23 protein-coding genes and 1 pseudogene are annotated in these 23,103 nt (G+C 72.5%); 11 read left to right on the top strand and 13 right to left on the bottom strand.

From position 1 onward, the window contains the following. Nucleotides 1-14: 14 nt before the first annotated feature. From atzF to ICW72_RS08305, 5 genes are all read right to left on the bottom strand, one after another. Nucleotides 15-1,751, bottom strand: coding sequence for an allophanate hydrolase (atzF, locus tag ICW72_RS08325; RefSeq protein ID WP_191085768.1), 1,737 nt, complete (start codon nucleotides 1,749-1,751; stop codon nucleotides 15-17). Then, nucleotides 1,748-2,581 carry an alpha/beta hydrolase gene (locus tag ICW72_RS08320; RefSeq protein ID WP_191086185.1) on the bottom strand — a complete coding sequence of 278 codons (834 nt, stop codon included), beginning with the start codon at nucleotides 2,579-2,581 and terminating at the stop codon, nucleotides 1,748-1,750. The genes atzF and ICW72_RS08320 overlap by 4 nt, the downstream gene beginning before the upstream one ends. 70 nt (nucleotides 2,582-2,651) lie before the next feature. Continuing rightward, on the bottom strand, nucleotides 2,652-3,611 hold the full coding sequence (locus tag ICW72_RS08315; RefSeq protein ID WP_223880914.1) for a D-2-hydroxyacid dehydrogenase family protein: 960 nt from the start codon (nucleotides 3,609-3,611) through the stop codon (nucleotides 2,652-2,654). 18 nt (nucleotides 3,612-3,629) lie between these two features. After that, on the bottom strand, nucleotides 3,630-5,432 hold the full coding sequence (locus tag ICW72_RS08310) for a heavy metal translocating P-type ATPase (RefSeq protein WP_191085767.1): 1,803 nt from the start codon (nucleotides 5,430-5,432) through the stop codon (nucleotides 3,630-3,632). Further along, nucleotides 5,429-5,815, bottom strand: a complete 387-nt coding sequence (locus ICW72_RS08305) for an acyl-CoA thioesterase (RefSeq protein ID WP_191085766.1) — start codon at nucleotides 5,813-5,815, stop codon at nucleotides 5,429-5,431. Before ICW72_RS08305 ends, ICW72_RS08310 begins: the two co-directional genes overlap by 4 nt. A gap of 216 nt (nucleotides 5,816-6,031) precedes the next feature. Between ICW72_RS08305 and minC the strand changes: the two genes are divergently transcribed. From minC to ICW72_RS08265, 8 genes and pseudogenes are all read left to right on the top strand, one after another. Then, complete coding sequence (gene minC / locus ICW72_RS08300) at nucleotides 6,032-6,772, top strand: septum site-determining protein MinC (protein ID WP_223880913.1); 741 nt, start codon at nucleotides 6,032-6,034, stop codon at nucleotides 6,770-6,772. Between the two features lie 28 nt (nucleotides 6,773-6,800). Then, entirely contained in the window at nucleotides 6,801-7,622 is an 822-nt protein-coding gene (gene minD, locus ICW72_RS08295; protein WP_191085764.1) for a septum site-determining protein MinD, read from the top strand. Beyond that, nucleotides 7,619-7,900: a cell division topological specificity factor MinE gene (minE, locus tag ICW72_RS08290; RefSeq protein WP_191085763.1), complete on the top strand. Its 282-nt coding sequence runs from the start codon at nucleotides 7,619-7,621 to the stop codon at nucleotides 7,898-7,900. Before minD ends, minE begins: the two co-directional genes overlap by 4 nt. Beyond that, nucleotides 7,897-8,925 carry a serine hydrolase domain-containing protein gene (locus ICW72_RS08285; protein ID WP_191085762.1) on the top strand — a complete coding sequence of 343 codons (1,029 nt, stop codon included), beginning with the start codon at nucleotides 7,897-7,899 and terminating at the stop codon, nucleotides 8,923-8,925. The genes minE and ICW72_RS08285 overlap by 4 nt, the downstream gene beginning before the upstream one ends. Next, nucleotides 8,922-10,444: pseudogene (locus ICW72_RS08280) on the top strand (YifB family Mg chelatase-like AAA ATPase). Before ICW72_RS08285 ends, ICW72_RS08280 begins: the two are co-directional and overlap by 4 nt. Beyond that, nucleotides 10,441-12,102, top strand: a complete 1,662-nt coding sequence (locus tag ICW72_RS08275) for a gamma-glutamyltransferase family protein (RefSeq protein WP_191085761.1) — start codon at nucleotides 10,441-10,443, stop codon at nucleotides 12,100-12,102. The pseudogene ICW72_RS08280 and the gene ICW72_RS08275 overlap by 4 nt, the downstream one beginning before the upstream one ends. 137 nt (nucleotides 12,103-12,239) lie before the next feature. Then, the gene (locus ICW72_RS08270; RefSeq protein ID WP_191085760.1) at nucleotides 12,240-12,707 is read left to right on the top strand and encodes a peptidase S1; all 468 of its coding nucleotides are present in this window, start codon (nucleotides 12,240-12,242) and stop codon (nucleotides 12,705-12,707) included. 134 nt (nucleotides 12,708-12,841) lie between these two features. Further along, entirely contained in the window at nucleotides 12,842-13,309 is a 468-nt protein-coding gene (locus ICW72_RS08265; protein ID WP_191085759.1) for a peptidase S1, read from the top strand. Between the two features lie 13 nt (nucleotides 13,310-13,322). On the opposite strand, the gene ICW72_RS08260 is transcribed toward ICW72_RS08265, so the two are convergent. Further along, complete coding sequence (locus ICW72_RS08260) at nucleotides 13,323-13,655, bottom strand: DUF1491 family protein (protein ID WP_184386698.1); 333 nt, start codon at nucleotides 13,653-13,655, stop codon at nucleotides 13,323-13,325. 85 nt (nucleotides 13,656-13,740) lie between these two features. Between ICW72_RS08260 and ICW72_RS08255 the strand changes: the two genes are divergently transcribed. Continuing rightward, nucleotides 13,741-13,989: a hypothetical protein gene (locus ICW72_RS08255; RefSeq protein WP_191085758.1), complete on the top strand. Its 249-nt coding sequence runs from the start codon at nucleotides 13,741-13,743 to the stop codon at nucleotides 13,987-13,989. A 162-nt stretch (nucleotides 13,990-14,151) separates the two neighbouring features. On the opposite strand, the gene ICW72_RS08250 is transcribed toward ICW72_RS08255, so the two are convergent. The 7 genes from ICW72_RS08250 to tsaD form a co-directional block, all read right to left on the bottom strand. Continuing rightward, nucleotides 14,152-14,892, bottom strand: coding sequence for a metallophosphoesterase family protein (locus tag ICW72_RS08250; RefSeq protein WP_191085757.1), 741 nt, complete (start codon nucleotides 14,890-14,892; stop codon nucleotides 14,152-14,154). A gap of 43 nt (nucleotides 14,893-14,935) precedes the next feature. Next, on the bottom strand, nucleotides 14,936-16,336 hold the full coding sequence (locus ICW72_RS08245) for a sensor histidine kinase (RefSeq protein ID WP_191085756.1): 1,401 nt from the start codon (nucleotides 16,334-16,336) through the stop codon (nucleotides 14,936-14,938). Nucleotides 16,337-16,369: 33 nt separating this feature from the next. Continuing rightward, a complete protein-coding gene (locus tag ICW72_RS08240; RefSeq protein WP_184386702.1) occupies nucleotides 16,370-17,050 on the bottom strand; it encodes a winged helix-turn-helix domain-containing protein in 681 nt (226 codons plus the stop codon). 149 nt (nucleotides 17,051-17,199) lie between these two features. Beyond that, nucleotides 17,200-18,276, bottom strand: a complete 1,077-nt coding sequence (locus tag ICW72_RS08235) for a trypsin-like peptidase domain-containing protein (protein WP_191085755.1) — start codon at nucleotides 18,274-18,276, stop codon at nucleotides 17,200-17,202. A 123-nt stretch (nucleotides 18,277-18,399) separates the two neighbouring features. Then, a complete protein-coding gene (locus ICW72_RS08230) occupies nucleotides 18,400-19,038 on the bottom strand; it encodes a trimeric intracellular cation channel family protein (RefSeq protein ID WP_191085754.1) in 639 nt (212 codons plus the stop codon). Between the two features lie 2 nt (nucleotides 19,039-19,040). Continuing rightward, nucleotides 19,041-20,255, bottom strand: coding sequence for an MFS transporter (locus tag ICW72_RS08225; RefSeq protein WP_191085753.1), 1,215 nt, complete (start codon nucleotides 20,253-20,255; stop codon nucleotides 19,041-19,043). A 32-nt stretch (nucleotides 20,256-20,287) separates the two neighbouring features. Beyond that, nucleotides 20,288-21,328, bottom strand: a complete 1,041-nt coding sequence (tsaD, locus tag ICW72_RS08220) for a tRNA (adenosine(37)-N6)-threonylcarbamoyltransferase complex transferase subunit TsaD (RefSeq protein WP_191085752.1) — start codon at nucleotides 21,326-21,328, stop codon at nucleotides 20,288-20,290. Between the two features lie 25 nt (nucleotides 21,329-21,353). Between tsaD and hemC the strand changes: the two genes are divergently transcribed. Beyond that, entirely contained in the window at nucleotides 21,354-22,349 is a 996-nt protein-coding gene (gene hemC, locus ICW72_RS08215) for a hydroxymethylbilane synthase (RefSeq protein WP_191085751.1), read from the top strand. A gap of 19 nt (nucleotides 22,350-22,368) precedes the next feature. Then, nucleotides 22,369-23,052, top strand: coding sequence for a uroporphyrinogen-III synthase (locus ICW72_RS08210; protein WP_191085750.1), 684 nt, complete (start codon nucleotides 22,369-22,371; stop codon nucleotides 23,050-23,052). Nucleotides 23,053-23,103 lie beyond the last annotated feature (51 nt).

Raw genomic sequence — 23,103 nt, 5'->3', positions numbered from 1 at the left:
TCGCCCCGTGGCGATCATCCCTTCGCCGCCAGATGCGCGCGCCAGCCGCCCAGCGCCGTGATGTCCGGCGCGCTGGCCACGCCCTCGGCCTCGGCCAGGAAGCCCAGGATGCGGCTGCCATCCTCCAGCGCCACCTGGCCGAAACCGAGCGGCGGCGGGATTTCGGCGAGGAAAGGCCCGATGCTGGCGGCGGGCAGGGCCCAGACCTCGCCCGCGATCATGCCGCCGCCGGTCGCCACCCGCACCATGCCGGGCCGGTTGCCGAGGTCGTGCAGGCGATAGGCCGGCGCCGTGCGGGCCGCGCGCAGGAAGCGCCCGCCATGGCCCAGCAATTGCCGGTTCAAGGGCAGGCCGGCCATATGCGCGCCGATGGCGAACAGCGCCAGCTCATGCGGCGCCAGCGGCGCGGGGGTGGGCGGCAGCGGCCCGATGCCGGCCGCGTGATGGATGGCCGCACCCATGCCGCACAGCCGCCCCTCGCTATGCGCCGGCCCGACCAGCGTGACACCCGCTGGCGCGCCATCCGCCCGGAAGCCCGCGGGCACCGCCAGCGCCGCCAGGTCGCAGAGATTCACGAAATTCGTGTAGGTGCCCAGCCGCGAATTGGCCGCGATGGGCGCCGCCTCCATCGCCGCCAGGGTGGGGATGCCGGGGCAGGTGGGCAGCAGCAGCGCGTCCACCTCGGCGAAGAGGCGCCGGGCCAGCAGCCGCGCGCCGGCGGCCGCGTGGAAATCGTCGAAGGCGTCTATGGTGCGGCGATCGAGCCCGCCTTCCAGGATGGCGCGGGTGACGGGGTGCAGGGCGTCCGGCCGCCGCACGACCCATTCCCGCAGCGCCGCCGTGCGCTCGGCCACCCAGGCCCCGTCATAGAGGCGGCGTGCCACCTCCAGCAGGGGGGCGATGTCCACGCGGCGGATGGTGGCCCCCATGGCCTCGGCGCGGGCCAGCGTGGCGTGAAACACCGCCGCGTCGCCCGGCGTGTCGAAGACGAGCTGTTCCTCCAGCGGCGCGGCCAGGCGCGGCGCGGCGGGCGGTGCGTCCAGGGCGCGCCAGGTGGCGGGGGCGGGGCGGCTGTAGGGGTCCTCGGCATCGGGGCCGGCGGCGATGGCCAGCACGGCCGCCGCATCGGCCACCGAATGGGCGAAGATGGACACCACGTCGAGCGAACGGCAGGCCGGCACCACGCCCCGCGTCGGGATCAGCCCCAGGCTCGGCTTCAGGCCCACCAGGTTCTGCGCGGCGGCGGGCACCCGGCCCGAGCCCGCCGTGTCCGTCCCCAGGCTGAAGGCCGCGATGCCCGCCGCGACCGCCGTGGCCGAGCCGGAGGAGGAGCCCCCCGGAATCAGCTCCGCCCGGACGGCGTTGCGCGGGGTGCCGTAGGGGCTGCGCGTGCCGTTCAACCCGGTGGCGAACTGGTCCAGGTTCACCTTGCCCAGCAGCAGCGCGCCGGCCGCGCGCAGCCGCGCTACGGCGGGTGCATCGGCCTCCGGCACATGGGCGAAGTCCGGGCAGGCGGCGGTGGTGGGCATTCCCGCCACGTCGATATTGTCCTTCACCACGAAGGGGATGCCGTGCAGCTTGCCCTGCGGCAGGCGCGCCGCCTCGGCCATGATCTCGGCCTCGGGGCGCAGGTGCAGGAACAGCGCGGGGTCGTTGAATGCCGCGATGCGCGCCAGCGCCTCGGCCGCGATGGTGGTGGCGGGCGTGCCGGCGGCGAGGCGGGCGCGCAGCCCCTCCAGGGTGACGATCATCGCAGCATTTCCGCCGCCACGCGCAGCAACAGCCCGTCGGGCCGGCGCAGCGCCTCCAGAACGCGGAAATGATCGGCGCCGGGCACGGGCCAGAGCGGGCCAGGTGCTTGCGCCGCCGCGCGCCGCGCGTGGAAGTCGCGCGATTGGCGGCACAGCTCGGGCAGTTCCGCCCCGCCATGGACGATGGCCATGGGCTTCATCACCACCGGCCGCCGCATGGGGGAGAGGTTGATGATCTCGTCATCGGTCAGCTTCAGCGCCGCGTTCAGGTAGGTGTCGCGGATCGGCCCCAGTTCGAAGATGCCGGAGATGGCGACGGCCGCACTCACCGAGGGGTGTTCGGCCCCCAGCGCCGTCAAATGCCCGCCCGCGCTCCAGCCGGACAGCACCAGCGGCCCGCCCATGCCGTGCTCGGCGCCATGGGCGGAAAGCCAGTCCAGCGCCGTGTTCAACTGCCAGACGATGCGGGTCAGCGTGGCATCGGGCGCCAGGCTGTAGCCGCAGAGGGCCACGCCCCAGCCCATGGCCAGCGCGCCCTCGGCCACGCAGGCGAAATCCTGCCTTCGGTTCCATTGCCAATAGCCGCCATGGATGAAGGCCAGCACGGGGGCCGAGGGGTCGCGGCCCGGGAAGAGGTCCCAGGCCTCGCGCTCGGTGGGGCCATAGGGCAGGTTCAGGTGGCCGGGATGGGCGGCGCGGAAGGCTTCGGAGGCCTGGTTGCGTTCCTCGGTCAGCGCGGGGCTGTCGGCCACGGCCTTGCGGTTGTCATAGGCGTCGTCGCGTTCGCGCTGCGTGAGGCTTGCCCAATCCAGACCATTCGCCAGCTTCATCCGTGCCACCTCGGGGTTTTGCGGCGCAGCACACACCGCCGCGCCGCGCCTGTCCACCTTTCCCGGCGGTTCAGCCCGTGATGACGCGGATGGGGCTGCCCGCCTCATAGGCCTGGATGGCCTCGACCGCCCCCGCGAAATAGCTGCGGTAATTCTCCTGCGTGACGTAGCCCAGATGCGGCGTCAGCACCGTGTTGGGCGCCGACAGCAGCGGGTGGTCCATGGGCAGCGGCTCGATGTCATAGACATCAATGCCGGCACCGGCGATGCGCCCTTCGCGCAGGGCCGCGATCAGCGCCGCCTGGTCAATGATGGGCCCGCGCGAGGTGTTCACCACGAAGGCATCGGGCTTCATCAGCGCGAGTTCCGCGGCCCCCACCAGCCCGCGCGACCGCTCGGAGAGGATGAGGTGGATGGAGAGCACATCGGCGCCGGAAAAGAGCTCCGCCTTCTCGACGCGCGTCACGCCATGGGCGGCGGCGGCCTCGGCGGTGAGGTTCTGGCTCCAGGCGATGGTCTTCATGCCGAAGGCCTGGCCCACCTTCGCCACCTTCTGGCCGAGCTTGCCCAGGCCCAGCAGGCCCAGCGTGCGCCCCTGCAGCCCCACGCCCACCTCCGTCTGCCAGCGGCCGGCGCGCAGCGCGTCCTGCTGCCCCGGGATGCCGCGGGCGAGGGCGAGGATCAGCCCCCAGGTGAGGTCCACGGTCGGCGCGCCGAAGCTCGGCGTGCCGCTGAAGGTGATGCCGCGCGCGGCGCAGGCGGCGGCGTCAATGCCGCGGTTGCGCTCGCCCGTCGTGATCAGCAGCTTCAGGTTCGGCAGCCGCTCCAGCAGCGCGGCGGGGAAGGGCGTGCGCTCGCGCATGGCGAGGATGGCGTCGAAGGGCGCGAGGCGGGCCACCAGCGCGTCCTGGTCGTGCAGGGTGTCGCGGAAGACGGTGGTCTCGATGTGCGGCAGCTTCTCCCACGGGCCCAGGGCGAGGGTGACGCCCTGGTAGTCGTCCAGGATGGCGAGGCGCATAAGCTTTGGCATGGAATTTCCCCTTGGTGGTCAGGCTCTCAGCGCCCGTAGGGCATTGAGAATCACCGCCACGTCAATCGCCTCCTGCAACAAGGCGCCCTGCACGGGCGTGAGATAGCCCGCCGCCGCCGCGATCATGCCCAGGGTGGAGAGGCCAATGCCCGCCACCACGCTCTGCCGCGCGATGGCGCGGGCGCGGGTGGCGGCGGCCAGCACCTCCGCGAGGCGCCCCAGGCCATCGCCCAGCAGCACCGCATCGGCGGCCTGGGCGGCGGCGGCCCCGCGCACGCCGACCGCCACGCCCACATCGGCGGCGGCCAAGGCGGGCGCGTCGTTCAAGCCATCGCCCAGCATCATCACGGGGCCATGGGCGCGGGCGGCGTGCAACAGGGCGACCTTGCCCGAGGGGGCCAGCCGCGCATGGGCCTCATCGGCGCCCACGGCGCGGCCGATGGCCGAGACCCGCGCCTCGGTGTCGCCCGAGGCCAGTTCCACCCGCGCCACCCCCTGGCGGCGAAGTGCGGCGAGGAGGGCGGGAGCCTCCGGCCGCAGCCGGTCGGCGAAGAGCAGCACGCCGGCCACGCGCCCCTCGACGGCGACGAGGGAGCGGGTGGCGCCTTCCAACCCTTCCTCGGCATCCAGCGGGGGCGGGGCGCCTTCGGCGCGGGCCTGCACGAAGCCCGCGCCGCCCACCAGGACGCGCTGGCCTTCCACCAGGCCTTCCAACCCTTCGCCCGGGGTTTCGCGCACCGATTCGGGCGTGGCCAGCGCCAGCCCCCGCGCCCGCGCCGCCCCCACCAGCGCGCGCGCGATGGGGTGGGTGGAGGCCTGGTCCAGGCTGGCCGCCAGCCGCAGCGCCTCCTCGCCGCCGGCATGGGCCACCAGCTCCGCCTGGCCGCGCGTCAGGGTGCCGGTCTTGTCCATGATGACGACTCGGATGCGCGACATGGCCTCCAGCGCCGCCGCCGATTTCACCAGCACGCCGAGCTTCGCCGCGCGCGAGAGGCCCGCCATCAGCGCCACCGGCACGGCCAGGATCAGCGGGCAGGGGGTGGCGACGACCAGCACGGCGAGCGCGCGGGTGGCCTCGCCCGTCGCGGCCCAGGCGCCGCCCGCGATGGTGAGGGTCAGCGCCAGGAAGCCCAGCGCCCAGCGGTCCGCGAGCCGCGCCATGGGCGCGCGGCTCTCCTGCGCGGCCCGGACCAGGCGCAATATGCCGCCATAGGTGCTGGCCTCGGCATCGGTGGTGGCCAGCAGGTCGAAGGCCTCGCCCGCATTGGCGCAGCCGGACAGCAGGGCGTCGCCACGGGTGGCGCGCAGCGGCAGGGGCTCGCCGGTGACGGCGGCGGTGTCGAGCAGCGCCGCTTCGCCCTCCAGCACCCCATCCACCGGCAGCACTGCCCCGCGCGGGACCAGCAGCCGGTCGCCGGGGCGGAGTGCCGCGATGGGCACCTCCTCCAGGCCCTGGGCGCCGTGACGCAGCGCGGTGCGGGGCTGGCGGGCCAGCAGCGCCGTCATCTCGGCGCTGGCGCGGTGGCGGGCGTGGTCGTCGAGGAACTGCCCGCCGGCATACATCAGCGCCACCACATTGGCGGCGAGGTTCTCGTCCATCACCAGGGCGAAGCCGATGGCCAGGGCCGCGATGAGGTCCAGCCCGAAATCGCCGCGCCGCAGGCTGCGCGCCATCTCCGCCAGCAGGATGACCAGCACGGGCAGGGCGCCCATGGCGAAGGCGGCGCCCGGCACATGGCCCAGCGCCCAGAGCACCCCGCCCACGAGCAGGCCGAGCAGCGGCGGCGCCAGCAGCGCCCGCCGGTCGGCCAAAGGGGTCATGTCAGCAGGGCCTCGGCGGCGCGGCGCAGCGCCTCCGGCAGCGGCACGGTGCGGGATTGCTGGGCGCGGTCCACATAGACATGGGTGAAGTGGCCCTCGGCCGCGGCCTGGCCCTCCTCGTTGCGGAACAGGGCCAGCTCGTAGGTGATGGAAGAACCGCCCAGGCGCCGCAGCCGCAGGCCGCCGGTGACTTCGTCCGGGAAGGCCATGGGGGCGTGGTAGCGACAGCCCGTCTCGACCACGAGGCCCACATGGGGGCTGCGCGCCAGGTCCAGCACCCCATGCGCCAGCAGGAAGCGCGCCACCAGCGTGTCGAACAGGCTGTAGTGCTGGACGTTGTTCATGTGGCCGTAGATGTCGTTGTCCATCCAGCGGGTGGCCATGGGGCAGAACCATCTGTAGTCGGCGCGGCGGCCGGGGGGTGCTCTCACGCGGGGTTCCTTTCGGGGGTCAGGGACGCAGGATGTCCCGGTTCATCCCCGCTTTCCACCGGGCAAAAGACGGGAAGGGCTTCGCTCCGGCGCGCGGGGCGGCTATGCAGGCGCGTTGCAGCCTGGATGACACAAAGCCCCATGTCCGTCGCCGCGAGGCCCTCCCCCATGCCGGAAAGCTTCCGCCTGCGCGCGAGCAATTACAGCCTGCTGACGCTCCGCCTGCTGACGGGCCGCATCGAGGAGGTGCTGCCCGCGCTGGGCGACCAGTTCCAGAAGGCGCCCGGGTTCCTGCGCTTCGCGCCCATCGCCATCGGTCTCGATGACCTCGGCGATGACCGGGTGGATTTCCCCGCGCTGATCCAGGGGCTGCGGGCCCTGGAAATCCTGCCCATCGGCGTCACGGGCGGCACGCAGATGCAGCGCGCGGCCGCCGCCGGCGCCGGCCTGCCCACCCTGCGCCCCACCGGCCAGAAGGAGACGGAGGTGCAGGCCCCGGCGCCGGTGGCGGCACCCCCCGTCGCCATGAACCCGCCGCCCGTTTCCCCCGCGCCCATGCCGGCCCCCGTCGCCGCCGCCGCGCGCACGCTGGTCGTCGAGCAGAACATCCGCGCCGGGCAGCGGGTCCATGCCCAGGGGGCGGACCTCGTCGTCATCGGCACCGTCAATGCCGGGGCGGAGGTCATCGCCGACGGCAATGTCCACATCTATGGCGCGCTGCGCGGCCGGGCCGTTGCCGGCGCGGGCGATGACGGCGAGGCGCGCATCTTCGCACAGATCTTCGACCCGGAACTCGTCGCCATCGCGGGCTTCTATGCCGTGCGCGACGGGCTTTCGGGCACACCCATCGGCCGCGGCGCGATCGTCCGGCTGGAGGGCGAACAGCTTCGGTTCAGCCCGATCGGCTGAGCCGACCCAACCGGGAGGGATTTTCTTCATGGCGCAGGTGATCGTCGTCACATCGGGCAAGGGGGGCGTGGGCAAGACCACCAGCTCCGCCGCCTTCGCCACCGGCCTCGCGCAGCGGGGCAAGAAGACCGTCGTCATTGATTTCGACGTGGGGCTGCGGAACCTCGACCTCATCATGGGCGTCGAGCGTCGGGTGGTGTTCGACATCGTCAACGTCATCCAGGGCGAGGCGAAGCTCAACCAGGCCCTGATCCGCGACAAGCGGGTGGATGGGCTCTCCATCCTTCCCGCCAGCCAGACCCGCGACAAGGACGCGCTGACGCGCGAGGGCGTGCAGGGCATCATCGAGGAGCTGTCGAAGGAGTTCGACTACATCCTCTGCGACAGCCCGGCCGGCATCGAGAAGGGCGCGCTGCTGGCGCTGTATTTCGCCGACGCCGCGGTGGTGGTGACCAACCCCGAGGTCAGCTCGGTGCGCGACAGCGACCGCATCCTGGGCGTGCTGCAATCCAAGTCGAAGCGCGCCGAGGAGGGCAAGGAGCCGGTGAAGCAGCACCTGCTGCTGACCCGCTACGACCCCGCCCGCGTCGAGCGCGGCGAGATGCTGAAGCTGGACGATGTGCTGGAAATCCTGGCCATCCCGCTGCTGGGCGTGATCCCGGAGAGCGAGAGCGTGCTCAAGGCCAGCAACAGCGGCAACCCCGTGATCCTGGACAGCGAGAGCCCGGCCGGCCAGGCCTATGCCGACGCCGTGGCGCGCTTCCTGGGCGAGGAAAAGCCGCACCGCTTCATCGAGGCTGAGAAGAAGAAGGGCTTCTTCGGGCGCCTGTTCGGCGGGAGGGCGGCATGAGCTGGCTGAACTTCTTCCGCACCCGCCGCGACGAGGCGGCCGCCGCCACCAACGCCAACATGGCGAAGGACCGGCTGCAGGTCATCATCAGCCATGAGCGCGTCTCCCGCACGCGGGAGGATTTCCTGCCCAAGATGCAGCAGGAGCTGGTCGCCGTGGTCACGCGCTATGTCGCGGTGGACCCCGAGAAGGTGCAGGTGAACCTGGAGCGCGGCGCGGACCTCTCCACGCTCGCCATCGAGATCGAGCTGCCGGGCCCCAAGGGCAAGCTGACGTGAGCTTCCAGGACGCGGTGGCGCACGCCCAGGCGCACGAGACCCCCTGGCCGCGCGACATCCTGGCGCATCTGGAAAGCGGCTTCTTCGAGCCCGCGCCGGACAACGAGGTGCTGGGCCCGACCGCCCCGCGCGGCGGCCCGGCCGGCATCATCTTCCAGCGCGGGCAGCGCGTGGCCGAATGGGGTGACACGAGCCGCGCGGACATGACCTTCAGCGTGGCCAAGTCCTACCTGGCCATGCTGGCGGGCCTGGCCGTTCAGGACGGGTTGCTGCCGGACCTGGACGAGGAGGTGCGCCGCCGCGCCGCCCACCCCGCCTTCGACGGCGCGCAGAACGGGCGCATCACCTGGCGGCATTTGCTGACCAACACCTCCGAATGGGAGGGCACGCTCTTCGGCAAGAGCGACCTGATCGACCGCGGACGGAATTTGGGCGTGGAAGGGCAGGGGAAGAAGCGCAGCACGCGGCCCTTGCAGGCGCCGGGCGCCTATTGGGAATACAATGATGTGCGCGTGAACGCGCTCTCGCTTGGCCTGTTGCTGCTGTTCCGGCGCGCGCTGCCCGATGTGTGGCGCGAGCGGATCATGGACCCGATCGGCGCCAGCGCGGATTGGCATTGGCATGGCTATTCGACCTCGGGCGTCGAGGTGGATGGGCGCGTCATCGAGAGCGTCTCGGGCGGCGGGCATTGGGGCGGGGGCATCTTCATCTCGGCCGAGGACCAGGCACGCGTCGGGCTGCTGGTGGCGGCGGATGGCGAATGGAATGGCCAGCGCCTGATCTCCAAGGAGTGGCTGGACCTCTGCCGCACCCCCTGCGCGCTGAACCCGCATTACGGCTTCCTGTTCTGGCTCAACACCGGCCGCACCAAGTGGCCGAGTGCCAGCGAGGGCGCGGTGTGCTTCTCCGGCGCCGGCGGCAACACGACCTGGATGGAGCCGGAGGGTAACATCGTCAGCGTGACGCGCTGGCTCGATCCCGCGCAGCTGGATGGCTACATGGCGAGGGTGCGCGCCGCCGCATGAGTCTCGCGCGTGTGGCCACCTTCGCCTTCGCCGGCATCGAGGCGGTGCCGGTGGAGGTGCAGGTGCAGCTCGCCTCCGGCCTGCCGGCCTTCCTGGTGGTGGGGCTGGCCGACAAGGCGGTGGGCGAATCGCGCGAGCGGGTGCGGGCGGCGCTGACCGGCCTCGGCCTCTCATTGCCGCCCAAGCGCATCCTGGTGAACCTGGCGCCCGCCGACCTCGCCAAGGAGGGCAGCCATTACGATCTGCCCATCGCGCTGGCCCTGCTCGCCGCCATGGACGTGCTGCCGCGCGAGGAACTGGCCGGGTTCGCGGCCCTGGGTGAACTCGGGCTGGATGGCGCGCTGCTGCCGGTGGCCGGCGTGCTGCCGGCCGCGCTTGGTGCCTCGCAACGGAACCTGGGCCTGATCTGCCCAGCCCCCAAGGCGCCGAGGCGGCCTGGGCCGGGCGCGGCCAAGTGCTGGCGCCCGCCGACCTGCCGGCCCTGCTCAACCATTTCCGGGGCGTGCAGGTGCTGGCGCCGCCCGCGCCGCCGCACCTCGCGCCCGAGCCCTGGCGCGGCCCCTGCCTCTCCGAGGTGAAGGGGCAGGAGACGGCCAAGCGCGCCCTGGAAATCGCCGCCGCCGGGGGGCACAATTTGCTGCTGGTCGGGCCGCCCGGGGCCGGGAAATCCATGCTGGCCCAGCGCCTGCCCGGCCTGTTGCCGGACCTCTCGCCGGAGGAGGCGCTGGAACTCTCCCTGGTGCATTCGGTCGCCGGGCTGCTGCGCGACGGGCGCCTGCTGACGCGCCCACCCTTCCGTGACCCCCACCATTCCGCGAGCCAGGCGGCCCTCATCGGCGGCGGCAACAAGGGGCGGCCGGGCGAGATCAGCCTGGCCCATCACGGCGTGCTGTTCCTGGACGAGTGGCCCGAATTCCCGCGCCCCGCGCTGGAGTCGCTGCGTCAGCCCATGGAAAGCGGCCGCGCCGTGATCGCGCGCGCCAACGCGCATGTCACCTGGCCCGCGCGCTTCCAGCTCATCGCGGCCATGAATCCGTGCCGTTGCGGCTTCCTGGGCGAACCGGGGCGGGAATGCTCACGCGCACCGCGCTGCGGGGAAGAGTATTCGGACCGTCTCAGCGGCCCGCTGCTGGACCGCATGGACCTGACGGTGGAGGTGCAGCCCGTGCCGGCGGCGGAACTCTCCCGCGCGCCGGCGGGCGAGCCCACCGCCGCCGTCGCCGCGCGCGTGGCCGCGGCCCGCGCCGCCCAGCGCGCCCGCTATGGCGAGGACGGACCGCGCCACAACGCGGCAGCCGAGGGCGCCGCGCTGGAAGAAAAGCTCGTGCTGGACGAGATGGCGCGCCAGCTTCTGGAACAGGCGACGGAGCGGCTGGGGCTTTCGGCGCGTGGGCACACCCGGATGCTGCGCGTGGCGCGCACCATCGCGGATTTGGCCGGAAGTGCGGCCGTCACACGCGCCCATGTGGCCGAAGCCTTGGCCTATCGCGGCCGGCGCGGCATGCGGAGGATCGGATGAAGCGCTTCCTGCTGGCCTTCCTGTTCTGTGCGGCGCCGGCCTGGGCCCAACCCCAGCCGGCCAACATGGTCGTGGCGGGCCATCCGCTCGCCGCCGAGGCCGGCATGGCCATGCTGCGCGCGGGCGGCACCGCGCTCGATGCCGCCATCGCCGTCCAGGCCGTGCTGACGGTGGTGGAGCCGCAGGCCTCCGGCATCGGCGGCGGCGCTTTCCTGATGCATTGGGACGGGCGCGCCATCACCGCCTGGGATGGGCGCGAGGAAGCCCCCTCCGCGGCCACGGGCGAATTGTTCCTGCGCGACGGCCGCCCCATGCCCTTCCGCGAGGCGGTGGTGGGCGGCCGCGCCGTGGGCGTGCCCGGCGTGATGCGGATGCTGGAGGCGGCGCACCGCGAGCATGGCGTGCTGCCCTGGGCGCAGCTTTTCCAACCCGCCATCCGGCTGGCGGAGGAGGGCTTCACGGTCTCGCCCTATCTGGCCCGCGCCCTGGCCGCGACGGCGCCGGCCCTGCGGAGCGACCCCGGCGCGGCGGCGCTGTTCCTGACACCGGAAGGCGCGCCACTGTCCGCCGGGACCACCCTCCGCAACCCCGCCTTGGCCGAGACCTTCCGTGCCCTGGCCACGCGCGGCGCCGACGCGCTGCACACAGGCCCCATCGCGGAGGAGATCGTTCGCGTGGTGCGCGGCCACGCCAATCCCGGCCTGATGACGGCGGAGGATCTGGCGAACTACACCCCGCGCCGCACCCGGGCGCTGTGCATGCCCTATCGCGCCTTCACGCTGTGCGGGCCGCCCCCGCCCTCGGGGGCCGCGGTGGTGCTGCAGATCATGGGGCTGCTCGCGCATTTCGACCTGCCGGGCGTGCCCCCGGACAGCGCCGATGCCGCCATGCTGGTGGGCGAGGCCGGGCGCCTGGCCTTCGCCGACCGCAACATGTTCATGGCCGACCCGGCGCATGTGACGGTGCCCGTCGCCGGCCTGCTGGACCCCGCCTACCTGACCCAGCGCGCGCAGTTGATGAACCGCGACCGCGCCATCGCCGCCATCGCCCCCGGCAATCCCCGCTTCGGCGGCCCGCCGATGGCGAGCCAACCGCCCCAGCCCGAGGGCGGCACGGCGCAGGTCTCGATCCTGGACGCGGCCGGACGTGCCGTCAGCATGACCACCACCATCGAGGGCGTGATGGGCGCGCATGTGCTGGCCGCGGGCTTCCTGCTGAACAACCAGCTGACCGATTTCAGCTTCCCGCCGGAGCGCGACGGCCGGCCCATCGCCAACCGCGTGGCGGGCGGCAAGCGGCCGCGCTCCTCCATGTCGCCCATCCTGGTGTTCCGGGACGGGCGGCTGGAGGCCATCACCGGCTCACCCGGCGGCGCGCGGATCATCGGCTATGTGGCGCAATCCCTGGTCGGCCTGCTGGATTGGGAGATGGCGCCGCAAGACGTCGCTTCCATGCCCCATGTGGGCCCGCTCAACGCCACGGTGGAGCTGGAGGCGGGCACGCCCGCCGCCGCCCTCGCCCCCGCCTTGGCCGCGCGCGGGCTGGAGGTGGCGGTGCGCGAGATGCATTCGGGCCTGCACATCATCCGCCTCCGTCCCGGCCAGCCGCCCCTGGGTGGGGCCGATCCTCGCCGCGAAGGCGTGGTGGCCACGGAATAGGTGGGGTTGCCCTCCGGTTCACCCTGGCCCTAGCCTGCAACCACCGCGTGTCCCCGGCCTGGGGCAGCGGATGGGAGGCGAATGGGCGCGGGCGCCATCGGGGCGGACCGCACGCCGGCAAGCGGGGAGAGGCAGCAATGAAGCAGGGTGTTCTGGCGGCGGCGGCCGTATTGGCGGTGACGATGGGCCCGGTGGTGGCGCAGAACTACAACCTCCGTCCCTCCTTCGGCACGGTCAACCTCAACGCGAATTTCTATCCCGACCCCTATGTGATCCGCGTCACCGCGGGTGGCTCCATCCCGGCCGAGCGGCTGGGCGGTTCGCAATGCGTGGGCACCATCGCCGAGGCGCCGGATGTCCGGCTGAACTACCGGGCGGGGCAGGGACTGCCGCTCTATCTCTCGGCCACCGCACGCGCCGACATCACCCTGGTGGTGAACCTGCCCAATGGCCGCTGGGCCTGCAATGACGACTTCATCGGGACCGATCCCGGGCTCGTCTTCCCCAACCCCATGTCCGGCCAATACGACATCTGGATCGGCCATTACGGGCGCGGTTCGGGCGTGCCCGCGCAGCTGCGGATTTCGGAGATTCCGCCGCGCTGAAGTTTGGGGCGACTTCAATTTTGGGTTGATTTTCCCTCTTCATTGATCCTGCCCGATGCGCCAGGATCAAGGCGGCAAGGAGGGAACAGGCGGGCCACGGGGGCGCGCGCCTTCCGCGCCCACGGAAAAACGCCATGTCCGCCAGGCTTCTTGCCGCAGCCACCCTCCTCTCCGTGACGGTGGGGCCCGTCGTCGCGCAGAACTACAGCCGCCCGCCCTCTTTCGGTACGCTCAACCTCAGCGCGAATTTCGCGCCGGACCCTGTGGTGGTGAACGTCACCGCCGGTGGCAATGTCCCGGCTGAACGTCTGGGTGGGTCGCAATGCGTGGGCACCATCGCCGACGCACCGGATGTGCGGCTGAACTACCGCGCGGGGCAGGGGCTGCCGCTCTATATCTCGGCCACCTCGCGCGCCGATGTGACGCTGGTGGTGAACCTGCCCAATGGCCGCTGGGCCTGCAATGACGATTTCCGGGGCACCGACCCGGGCCTCATCTTCAACAATCCCATGTCCGGCCAATACGACATCTGGATCGGCCATTATGACCGCGGCAGCCGCGTGCCGGCGCAGCTGCGGATTTCGGAAATCCTGCCGCGCTGAGGCGGCGGGGCGGTCAGATCAGCCGCGCCTCGAAGGGCGGCAGCAGGTCGGGCGCGTCGAACTCGACCACCCAGAGGTCGGGGTCGCGCTTCACCTGGCGCGCCACATAGGCGTCGGCGGTGTCCTCGGCCACGGGGGCGTCGCCCGTGCCGCGCAGCCAGGCGGGGCGGCCCTCGGCATCGCGCGCCTGGGCCAGGACCACCTGCCCCTCGCGGCCCCGCAGCACGCAGAGGATGCCGCCCGAATCCGGGTCGCCCTTGCGCAGCACGGCGGCGCCGCGGCCGGCCATGTCCGACATCCGCACCGCCATCGAGACCCAGATATGCGCCTTGACCTTCGCGTCCATGCGGCCTGTGTGGCGCGCCACCCCGCTTGCGGCAAGCCCCGCGCCCGTCCACATAATGGGCTCCTCCATACATGGACCCACGGGCATGGACTCGATCAAGGTGACGCGTGAGACGCAGGGCCTGGCCTCTCTCACGCCCGGCCAGCGCGCCTATGAGGCGAAGCGCGCGGCGAAGGCCGGCATGACGCTGGAGGCCTGGATGCGCGACAAGGAACGCCGCGCCAAGGCCGAGGCCGCCGAAGCCGCGAAGGCGGCGCGCACCGAGGCGGCGCTGCCGGCCAAGAAGCCCGGCTTCTTCTCCCGCCTGATGGAACGCGCGCAGCGCCCGCTCTGAAGCCGTGCGCGGCTGACTCACGCCTTCGGTGAGCACCGAAGGCGATCAGACGCCATACGCCGCGCGGCCGATTCACGCCTTCGGTGAGCACCGAAGGCGATCAGACGCTACACGCCGCGCGACCGATTCACGCCTTCGGTGAGTACCGAAGGCGATCAGACGCTACACGCCCACGAAAAGCCGTTCGGCCAGCAATTCCGGCAGGCCGGCCGCGCGGATCTTGTCGGCCGCGCGCGCCACGTCATAGGCCACGCGCCGCTGGGTGATGAGGCGCGCGCCGGGGTCGAGCAGCGCGTAGCACGCCTCCGCCTGGCCGTTGCGCGGCTGGCCCACGGCGCCCACCACCGCCAGCCAGCGATGCGCGGCATCGAGGGCGAGGGGCCGGTCCTCCTCGAAGGGCACCGGCGCCACATGCTCCGCCCCCGACAGCCGCCACAGGGCCGGCACATGGGTGTGGCCGCACAGTGTCAGCCAGGCGGGCGTGGCCAGCAGGCTGCGCCGCGCGCTGCGCGAATCGGTGACGTATCGCCATTCGCCCGGGGCCGAGGCATCGGCATGGGTGAAGAGGACCTCCCCCTCCGCATGGGTCAGCGGCAGCCCGGCCAGCCATTCCCGTGCCTCCGGCGACAGGCGCTCCATGGTCCAGCGCATGGCGGCGGCGGCCAGGGTGGAGAAGCCCCGCGGCCCGAAGCTCGCCGCCTCGTCATGGTTGCCGCGCAGCACCACCGCGCCCTCGGATTGCAGGATGCGCGCGCGCGCCACCACCTCCCAGGGGTCGGCGCCATAGCCCACCAAATCACCCAGGAAGACGAGGCGCTCCGCCCCCGCCGCGCGCGCATCGGCGAGGCAGGCCTCCAGCGCCTCCAGATTGGCGTGGATATCGGTGAGGATCGCGACCCGCATGGGCGTCAGGCTTGCCCGGCCGGGCGGGGCTGGCAACCCCGCATCACCCCAGGCTGTCGGACAGGCGCAGGCTGACCCGCAGCCCGGGCGGTGCCACTCCCGGCCGCGCGTCTGCCAGCAGCACCTCGCCGCCATGCAACTGCGCCACCGCCCGCACCAGCGAGAGGCCGAGGCCCGAGCCCGGCGTGTTGCGCGAGGCATCGGCGCGGAAGAAGCGGTCTGTGGCGCGTGCCCGTTCCTCGGGCGGCAGGCCCGGCCCCGTGTCGCTCACGGCCACCTCGATGCCGCCCTCCTCCTGCCGCGCGGCCAGGCGCACCACCCCGCCCGGTGGCGTGAACTTGATGGCGTTGTCCAGCAGGTTCGCCACGGCCTGGAGCAGCAGGTCGCGGTCACCCACCATCACCAGATGCTCGGGCAGGGCGGTTTCCAGCCGCTGGTCGCGCGCCTCGGCCATCACCTCGTAGAACTCGGCGGCGTCGCGCAGCACCTCGGGCAGGTCCATGGGCGCGAAGGCGGCGCGGCGGGCGCCGGCCTCGGCCTCCGCGATCCGCAGCAGGGCCTGGAAGACGCGGCTGATGTTGTCGAGGTCCTGGATGCCCTGCTCGACAGCGGCCCGCCAATCCTCCTCGGTGCGGGCGGTGGCGAGGCTTTCCTCCAGCTTGCCGCGCGCGCGGGCGATGGGGGTGCGCAGGTCATGCGCGATGGCGTCGGAGACGCTCCGGACCCCGGCCATGAGGGCGGCGATTCGGTCCAGCATGTCGTTCATGGTGGAGGCCAGGCGGTCGAACTCGTCGCCATGGTCCGAAAGCGGCACGCGGCGCGACAGGTCGCCCCCCGCGATGCCCAGCGCCGTCACCACCGCCGGCCGCATCCGGTTCTGCAGGGAGCGGCGGACGATGTTCGCGCCCAGCAACGCGAAGAGGAACATCCCCCCCAGCGACCACGCCACGCCCTCGGTCAGCAGCAGGCGCAGCTGCACGCGCTCGCTCTCGTCGCGGCCCACCAGCAGGCGCAGCCCGGGCAGGTCACGCCGATGGACCCGCGCCTCTGAGATCACGCCATCCTGGTCGAAGCGGGTGCGGAACCACAGGCCTTCCTCGCCGATGGCGGTGGGCCAGCGTTCCAGGTTGCCCGCGAGCTTGATGCCCTCATCGTCCAGCAGGAGGTAGAGCGTCTCCGCCGCGGCATCGAGGGCGAGGCGTTCCTCGATGGCCTCGATCAGCCCGTGCAGCCCTTCCTCGCGGTGGCGTTCGGCGAGGGCCGCCGCGTCGGTGCGGATGGCGGCGATGGTCTGCCGGTCGAGCGCGCCCGCCGTCGCCCACCACAGCACCGCCACCAGCAGCCAGGCGGCGGCGGAGAAGGTGCCCATGAAGAGCAGGGCGATGCGGAAGGCGGCCGATTGCAGCAGCCGTGGCGGCGCGCTGCGTGGGAAGCCCTGCGCCATGCCCCGGAGGGGGCCGGGACCCTCCGCCAAGCCTCAGCCCTCGGCGCGGATCATGTAGCCGGCGTTGCGCACCGTATGGATCAGCGGCTTGTCGAAGCCGCGGTCGAGCTTCTGCCGCAGGCGCGACACATGCACGTCGATCACGTTGGTCTGCGGGTCGAAATGGTAGTCCCAGACCTTCTCCAGCAGCATGGTGCGCGTGACCACCTGGCCGGCATGGCGCATCAGATGCTCCAGCAGGCGGAATTCGCGCGGCTGCACGTCAATCTTCTTGCCCGCCCGGGTGACGGTGCGGCTGAGCAGGTCCAGCTCCAGGTCCGCGACCTTCAGGCGCGTGACGGGTGCCTCGCTGGAGGGGCGGCGGCCCAGCGCCTCGCAGCGTGCCAGCAACTCGGCGAAGGCGAAGGGCTTCACCAGGTAGTCATCGCCGCCGGCCTTGAGGCCGCGCACCCGTTCATCCACGCCGGACAGCGCCGAGAGGAACAGCACGGGCGTCCGGTTGTCCTGCTGGCGCAGGGTTTCCACGATGCGCACGCCGTCCACGCCGCCGGGCAACATGCGGTCCAGCACCAGCAGGTCGAAGGCCTCCGAGGCGGCGAGGAACAGGCCGTCGCGGCCATTGCCCGCCTGCTCGACGGTGTGCCCGGCCTCCTGGAGGCCCTTCTTCACGAAGCGGGCGACCTCGACATCGTCCTCCACCAGCAGGATCCGCATGGGCTGTTCCGTTTCCGTCCTTGTCGGGCGATGGGTCGCGGGCCGCCGCCGCCGCCGGGCACACCCGGGGTTGCGGCGCCGGCGGGCGCCTCATCGCGGAGATTCTAGCCGAAAACCCCGTCGGGCGAAATCTCCCGCACGATTCGGGCTCAGGCCGGGCCGCCAGGGCGCCGCCCCACCTGCAGGCGCAGTTCGATCTGCCGGCGGTCGCGCAGCACGGAGAGGCGCACCGTCTGCCCGGGCGGCATGGCCGCGATGTTGCGGACCAGGGTGCGCGAGGTCTCGATCGTCTCGCCATTGATGCCGGTGACAATGTCGCCCGCGCGCAGCCCGCTGCGGGCGGCCGGGCCGGCGCGGTCCACGCCCGCCACCAGCACGGCGCGGCGCCCGGCGCGGGAATCCTCGGCCACCACATCCTGCACCTGCACGCCGAGCCAGCCGCGCGCCACCTGGCCATCCCGCCGCAGCGTCTCGATCACCGGGCGCGCGAGGTCGGAGGGCGTCGCGAAGCCGATGCCCGCATTGGCGCCGGAGGGCGAGTAGATGGCGGTGTTGATGCCGATGACCTCGCCCGCCGTGTTGAACAGCGGCCCGCCGGAATTGCCCGGGTTGATGGCGGCATCGGTCTGGATGAAGTCGTCGAAGGGGCCCGCGCCCAGGTCGCGCCCGCGCGCCGAGACGATGCCCGTGGTGACGGTGCCGCCCAGCCCGAAGGGGTTGCCCGCCGCCATCACCCAATTGCCCACGCGCATTGCGGCGCTCGACCCCCAGGACAGGGCGGTGAGGTCCGTGCGCCCCTCGATCCGCAGCAAGGCGAGGTCCGTCAGCTCATCGCCGCCGATCAGCGTGGCCTGCACCTCCTGCCCGCCCTGGAGCGAGACGGTCAGGCGGGAGGCCTGGCCCACCACATGGTTGTTGGTGACCACGAGGCCCGAGGCATCGATGATGAAGCCCGAGCCCGCGCCCTGCACGCGCTCGCGCCGGTTGCGGAAATGGCGCTCCAGCGGCGTGCCGCGGAATTCGGGCGGGATGGTCGCGGCCTGTTCGCTGGTGACGGCGATGTTGACCACGGCGGGCAGCACGCGTTCGGCCAGGTCGGCGAAATCGGGCAGGACGCCGCGCTGCGCCACGGCCGAACGCGGCCCACAGGCGGTCAGGAGGGCGGGTAAAGACAGGCCGGCCAGCAGGGCGCGGCGACGCGGGAGCGCGGAAGGATGGGCCGCCATGACGGGTCCGGATTCTCCTGGGGCGCCCGGGGAGGGCGCCTTGGGGTGTTGCGCAGGGGCCGGCGGCGTGCCGGCCCTCTGGAAGGTTGGTCGCGCAAGGCCTTGCGTCAACTGAGCGCGCGCTCAGCGGTCCGGATGTTCGCGCCCGGGGCGGCCCTTGTAGGCGGGCAGGCTCCAGCCGCGCAGCAGGGCGAGGGCGCGGATGGTGAAGCAGGTCAGCAGGCCGAGCGCGAAGGCGGGTTCCCGCCACAGCCCGGCCTGGGTCAGCACCACGAAGCCCGCCGCACCGGCGGCGGCGGCGGTGACATAGATCTCGCGCCGCAGGATCAGCGGCACCTCGTTGCTGATCACGTCGCGGATGATGCCGCCGAAGGTGGCCGTCACCACGCCCAGCAGCACGGCGGCCCAGGGCGCGGCGCCCGCTTCCAGCGCGATCTCGGCGCCCGCCACGGCAAAGAGGGACAGCCCCACCGCATCGGCCCAGAGCAGGGCGCGGAAGCGGTTCTCGACCCGGTGCGCGATGAAGAAGACCAGCAGGCCCGCGGCGGCGGCCACCCCCACCACCTCCGGCGCGCGCAGCCAGAAGACCGGGGTGTTGCCCAGCAGCAGGTCGCGCAGCGTGCCGCCGCCGAAGCCCGTCACGCAGGCCAGCAGCACGAAGCCCACCGCGTCCATCTCCTTGCGCGAGGCGACCAGCGCGCCGGAGGCCGCGAAGACCGCGATGCCCGCCATGTCCAGCCATGGCAGCCATTGCTCCAGCATGGCTATTCGGCCGGCTGCATCCGGGGGGCCGGGGCGGACATGCCCCGCGCCGCGCCGGCGCAGAGCAGGGAAAGCCCCAGCAGCACCGCGACCGTGGGCAGCACCGCCCAGGCGAAGCCCAGGTCAATCAGGAAGCCCATGGGCACGGGCATGATGGCCGAGCCCAGCGGCAGGCCGGCGCTGACGAAGCCGAAGACCTTGCCGACCTCGCCGGGCGGGCAGGCCTCCTTCAGCATCACGTCGCGCGGGGTGCGGGAGGCGCCGAGGCACAGCCCCGCCGCGAAGGCCACCGGCAGCAGCAGCCATTGGCCCCAATCCACCAGCCCCATGGAGAGGATCAGCGCCATGGAGATGCCGGTCAGCACCACCACGAAGCCCAGCAGGTTGCCGCCCTTCTTGTCCGCCCACCAGCCGCCGACCAGCGTGCCGCCCGTCGCACCCGCCATGTAGCCCGTCAGCGCCACCGAGGCGATGGCGACGGGCGTGGCCCACAGCACCCCCAGCACGGTGATGAGGAAGGCCGTCACCCCCGAGCCCGCCATGGCCGAGAGCAGGAAGAAGGCGAAGAAGGCGAGGATGGGCTTGGAGGTCAGCAGCCGCGCCCCGCCCTCGGGTTTCGGGCCGCGCGCCTTGGGCTGGTCGCTCAGGATGCGCGATTGCAGCAGGATGGCCCCCACCACCGGCACGCCCAGCAGCCCCACCAGCAGCAGCGCCCCGCGCCAATCCATCACCAGCAGCAGCGTGGCGATGACGGGCGGCGCCATGGCGAAGCCGAGATTGCCCGTGAAGGTGTGCAGGGCGAAGGCGCGGCCCATGAACTCCTTCCGCACGGAGCCCGCGAGGATGGCGTAGTCCGCGGGATGGATCACGGAATTGCCGATGCCCGAGAGCACCGCCAGCACCAGGATCAGCCGGTAGTCGGTCACGAAGGCCATGGCGGCGATGGACAGCGCCATCAGCAGCGTGCCGCCCACCAGGTAGGGCCGCGCGCCGTGGCGATCCACGAGAAAGCCCACCGGCGTCTGGAGCAGGGCGGTGACGCCGCTCATCAGCGCCACCGAAAGGCCCAGCATGGCGAAGGAGACGTCGAACTCCGCCCGCCAGGCCAGGAACAGCGGCGGCAGGCAGAGCACGTAGAAATGGCTGAGGAAATGCCCGGTCCCGATCAGGGCGCAGATTTGCGCGTCACGGCGGGGGGACAGGGTCGTTTCGGTCATGTTTTTTATGGTGCGCCCGCCTCCTCCCTGGGTCAATGCGGAGCGGCGAGCTCCCCCAGCGGCCAGCGTGGGCGCGGGGCGAGGTCCATCGGGTCCCGCTGCCCCGCCCGCAGCCGCTCCAGCCCCGCCCAGGCCACCATCACGGCATTGTCGGTGCAGAGGCGCAAAGGCGGGGCGAGCAAGGGCAGGGGGGTGGCCGAGGCCAGTGCGGCCCGCACCGCCTGGTTGGCGGCGACGCCGCCCGCCACCACCAGCGCCGTCGCCTCGGGCAGCATGGCGTGCGCGTGGCGCGCGCGATCGGCCAGCACGGCGGCGACGCTGGCCTGGAAGCTGGCGGCGATGTCGGCATGGGCGAAGCCCTTGCCCACCGCCTGGGCCACCGCCGTCTTGAGCCCGGAGAAGGAGAAGTCGCACCCCACCCGCCCCAGCAGCGGCCGGGGCAGGGGCACGGCGCGCGCATCGCCTTGCGCGGCCAGCCGTTCCAGATGCGGCCCGCCCGGCCAGGGCAGGCCCATCAGCTTGGCGGCCTTGTCGAAGGCTTCGCCCACCGCGTCATCCAGCGTGGTGCCGAGGCGGCGGTAGCGCCCCAGGCCTTCCACCGCCACGCATTGGCAATGCCCGCCCGAGAGCAGCAGCAACAGGTAAGGGTAGGCCGGCGGTTCCGGAAACAGGCCCGGCAGGCGCGCGGTCAGGGCATGGGCCTCGAGGTGGTTCACGCCGATAAAGGGCAGGCCCGCCCCCATGGCCAGCCCCTTGCCATAGCTGGCGCTGACCACGAGGCCACCGATCAGCCCAGGCCCGGCCGTGGCCGCCACGCCGCCGAGATCGGCCACGGAAAGCCCCGCTTCCGCAAGCACCCGCCGCACCAGGCCGGGCAGGCGCGCCAAATGCGCCCGGGCCGCGATCTCGGGCACCACGCCGCCGAAGCGGGCATGTTCCTCCTGCTGGGTGAAGACCGCCTCGGCCAGGATGCGCCCCTCCGCGTCCAGCACGGCGGCGGCGGTTTCGTCGCAGCTCGCCTCAAGACCGAGAATCGGGCGCGGCAGACCTGCATATGGTCGGGTTTCGTTCATCGGATGCGACCTATATGACCCCTCCATGTCTTCCGCCATCTCCGGACCCCCGCGCGTGAACCACGCGCGGAAGCGAAGCCTGCCGCTGAGGGTGGGCACCCGTGCCTCGCCGCTCGCGCTCTGGCAGACGCGGCATTTCCTGGAAATCCTGACGCGCTTCTGCCCCGTGCTGCGCGCGATGGATGCCTTTGAGGAACATGCCATCACCACAACGGGTGACGCCATCCAGAACCGCCGCCTGGCCGAGATCGGCGGCAAGGGGCTGTTCGCCAAGGAAATCCATGAGGCGCTGGCCGATGGGCGGGTGGATTTCGCGGTCCATTCCCTGAAGGACCTGGAAACCGAGCTTCCCCCCGGCATCGTGCTCGCCTGCACGCTGCGGCGCGAGGATGCGCGGGATGCGCTGATCCTGGGGCAGAACACGGGCGCCCCCGACCCGGCCGATCCCTATGCCTGCCTGCCGCATGGCGCCGTCATCGGCTCCTCCTCGCTGCGGCGGCAGGCGCAGATGCTGGCCGTGCGGCCGGACCTGCAGGTGGTGACCTTGCGCGGCAATGTGCAGACGCGCCTTTCCCGCGTGGCGGGCGGCGAGGTCGCGGGCAGCCTGCTGGCGCTGGCGGGCCTGCGCCGGCTGGGGTTGGAGGATCGCGCCTCCCTGGTCCTGGACCCCGAGGTGATGGTGCCCGCCGCCGGCCAGGGCATCGTGGGCATCACCACGCGGGCCGACGACGTGGAACTGCGCGAGATGCTCTCCGCCATCGAGGACCAGGAGGCCGCCGCCGTCTCCAAGGCGGAGCGCGCCCTGCTGGCCGCGCTGGACGGGTCCTGCCGCACGCCCATCGGCGGCCATGCCCGCCTGCTGCCCGATGGCACGCTGCGCCTGACGGGGCTGGTGGCGCGGGAGGATGGCTCCTTCCTGCTCAAGCGCGAGGTGCGTGGCGACGCGACCGACGCCGCCCGGATCGGCCAGGCGCTGGGCGAGGAGTTGCGCGCCGACAGCCCGGTGGACATCTTTGGTTGACGAGGCGCCCCGGCGGGGCGTGCTGATCACCCGCCCCGAGCCCGGCGCGGCCGAGACCGCGTCCCGCATCGCCACGCTCGGTTGGTGCCCGGTGCTGGCGCCGGCCCTGGTGCTGACGCCCTGCCCGCCGGGCCCATTGCCGCCCGCCCAGGCGCTGCTGCTGCCCAGCCGGGCGGCGGCCCGCGCGCTCAGCCCCTGGCCCATCCCGGTCTATGCGGTGGGCGAGGGCACGGCCGAGGCCGCCCGCGCCCAGGGCTTCACCGATGTCGTGGCGGCGGAGGGGGATGCGGCCTCGCTCACCCGCCTCTGCGCCGCGCGGCTGGACCCCGCGGCGGGGCCGCTGCTGCTGGCGGTGGGGCGCGGCTATTCCATGGAACTGGCCAACAACCTGCGCGCCCTGGGTTTCCGGGTGATGCGGCGCATCGCCTATGCGGCGCGCGAGGCGCCAACCCTGCCCCCCGCGGCCGCGTTAGCGATCGGGCAAGGGAAGGTCGGGCATGCGCTGTTCTTCTCGCCACGCAGTGCCGCGTGTAGCTTGCGCCACCTTGCCGAAGGCGGCCTGACGGGGGCAGCCCCCGGCATGGTCGCCATCGCGATCAGTCCACGCGTCGCGGCGGTGCTCTCCGCATGGCCCTGGCGCACCGTCCGGATCGCTTCGCGGTCTGATCAAGATCATATGCTGGAGTTGCTAGGTAGCCCATGACCCAGAGCACGAAGCCCTCGCCGGCGAACCCTCCTTCGAGCCCGGATGTGA

The sequence above is a fragment of the Roseococcus microcysteis genome (assembly GCF_014764365.1).
GTDB lineage: Bacteria > Pseudomonadota > Alphaproteobacteria > Acetobacterales > Acetobacteraceae > Roseococcus > Roseococcus microcysteis.
This window is presented reverse-complemented; position numbering and strand designations above follow the sequence as displayed.

What these genes read in the sequence shown, in the direction of transcription:
- atzF (WP_191085768.1), bottom strand. Translation starts at nt 1,751, where the DNA reads ATGATCGTCACCCTGGAGGGGCTGCGCGCCCGCCTCGCCGCCGGCACG.
- ICW72_RS08320 (WP_191086185.1), bottom strand. Translation starts at nt 2,581, where the DNA reads ATGAAGCTGGCGAATGGTCTGGATTGGGCAAGCCTCACGCAGCGCGAA.
- ICW72_RS08315 (WP_223880914.1), bottom strand. Translation starts at nt 3,611, where the DNA reads ATGCCAAAGCTTATGCGCCTCGCCATCCTGGACGACTACCAGGGCGTC.
- ICW72_RS08310 (WP_191085767.1), bottom strand. Translation starts at nt 5,432, where the DNA reads ATGACCCCTTTGGCCGACCGGCGGGCGCTGCTGGCGCCGCCGCTGCTC.
- ICW72_RS08305 (WP_191085766.1), bottom strand. Translation starts at nt 5,815, where the DNA reads ATGGCCACCCGCTGGATGGACAACGACATCTACGGCCACATGAACAAC.
- minC (WP_223880913.1), top strand. Translation starts at nt 6,032, where the DNA reads ATGCCGGAAAGCTTCCGCCTGCGCGCGAGCAATTACAGCCTGCTGACG.
- minD (WP_191085764.1), top strand. Translation starts at nt 6,801, where the DNA reads ATGGCGCAGGTGATCGTCGTCACATCGGGCAAGGGGGGCGTGGGCAAG.
- minE (WP_191085763.1), top strand. Translation starts at nt 7,619, where the DNA reads ATGAGCTGGCTGAACTTCTTCCGCACCCGCCGCGACGAGGCGGCCGCC.
- ICW72_RS08275 (WP_191085761.1), top strand. Translation starts at nt 10,441, where the DNA reads ATGAAGCGCTTCCTGCTGGCCTTCCTGTTCTGTGCGGCGCCGGCCTGG.
- ICW72_RS08270 (WP_191085760.1), top strand. Translation starts at nt 12,240, where the DNA reads ATGAAGCAGGGTGTTCTGGCGGCGGCGGCCGTATTGGCGGTGACGATG.
- ICW72_RS08265 (WP_191085759.1), top strand. Translation starts at nt 12,842, where the DNA reads ATGTCCGCCAGGCTTCTTGCCGCAGCCACCCTCCTCTCCGTGACGGTG.
- ICW72_RS08260 (WP_184386698.1), bottom strand. Translation starts at nt 13,655, where the DNA reads ATGGACGCGAAGGTCAAGGCGCATATCTGGGTCTCGATGGCGGTGCGG.
- ICW72_RS08255 (WP_191085758.1), top strand. Translation starts at nt 13,741, where the DNA reads ATGGACTCGATCAAGGTGACGCGTGAGACGCAGGGCCTGGCCTCTCTC.
- ICW72_RS08250 (WP_191085757.1), bottom strand. Translation starts at nt 14,892, where the DNA reads ATGCGGGTCGCGATCCTCACCGATATCCACGCCAATCTGGAGGCGCTG.
- ICW72_RS08245 (WP_191085756.1), bottom strand. Translation starts at nt 16,336, where the DNA reads ATGGCGCAGGGCTTCCCACGCAGCGCGCCGCCACGGCTGCTGCAATCG.
- ICW72_RS08240 (WP_184386702.1), bottom strand. Translation starts at nt 17,050, where the DNA reads ATGCGGATCCTGCTGGTGGAGGACGATGTCGAGGTCGCCCGCTTCGTG.
- ICW72_RS08235 (WP_191085755.1), bottom strand. Translation starts at nt 18,276, where the DNA reads ATGGCGGCCCATCCTTCCGCGCTCCCGCGTCGCCGCGCCCTGCTGGCC.
- ICW72_RS08230 (WP_191085754.1), bottom strand. Translation starts at nt 19,038, where the DNA reads ATGCTGGAGCAATGGCTGCCATGGCTGGACATGGCGGGCATCGCGGTC.
- ICW72_RS08225 (WP_191085753.1), bottom strand. Translation starts at nt 20,255, where the DNA reads ATGACCGAAACGACCCTGTCCCCCCGCCGTGACGCGCAAATCTGCGCC.
- tsaD (WP_191085752.1), bottom strand. Translation starts at nt 21,328, where the DNA reads ATGAACGAAACCCGACCATATGCAGGTCTGCCGCGCCCGATTCTCGGT.
- hemC (WP_191085751.1), top strand. Translation starts at nt 21,354, where the DNA reads ATGTCTTCCGCCATCTCCGGACCCCCGCGCGTGAACCACGCGCGGAAG.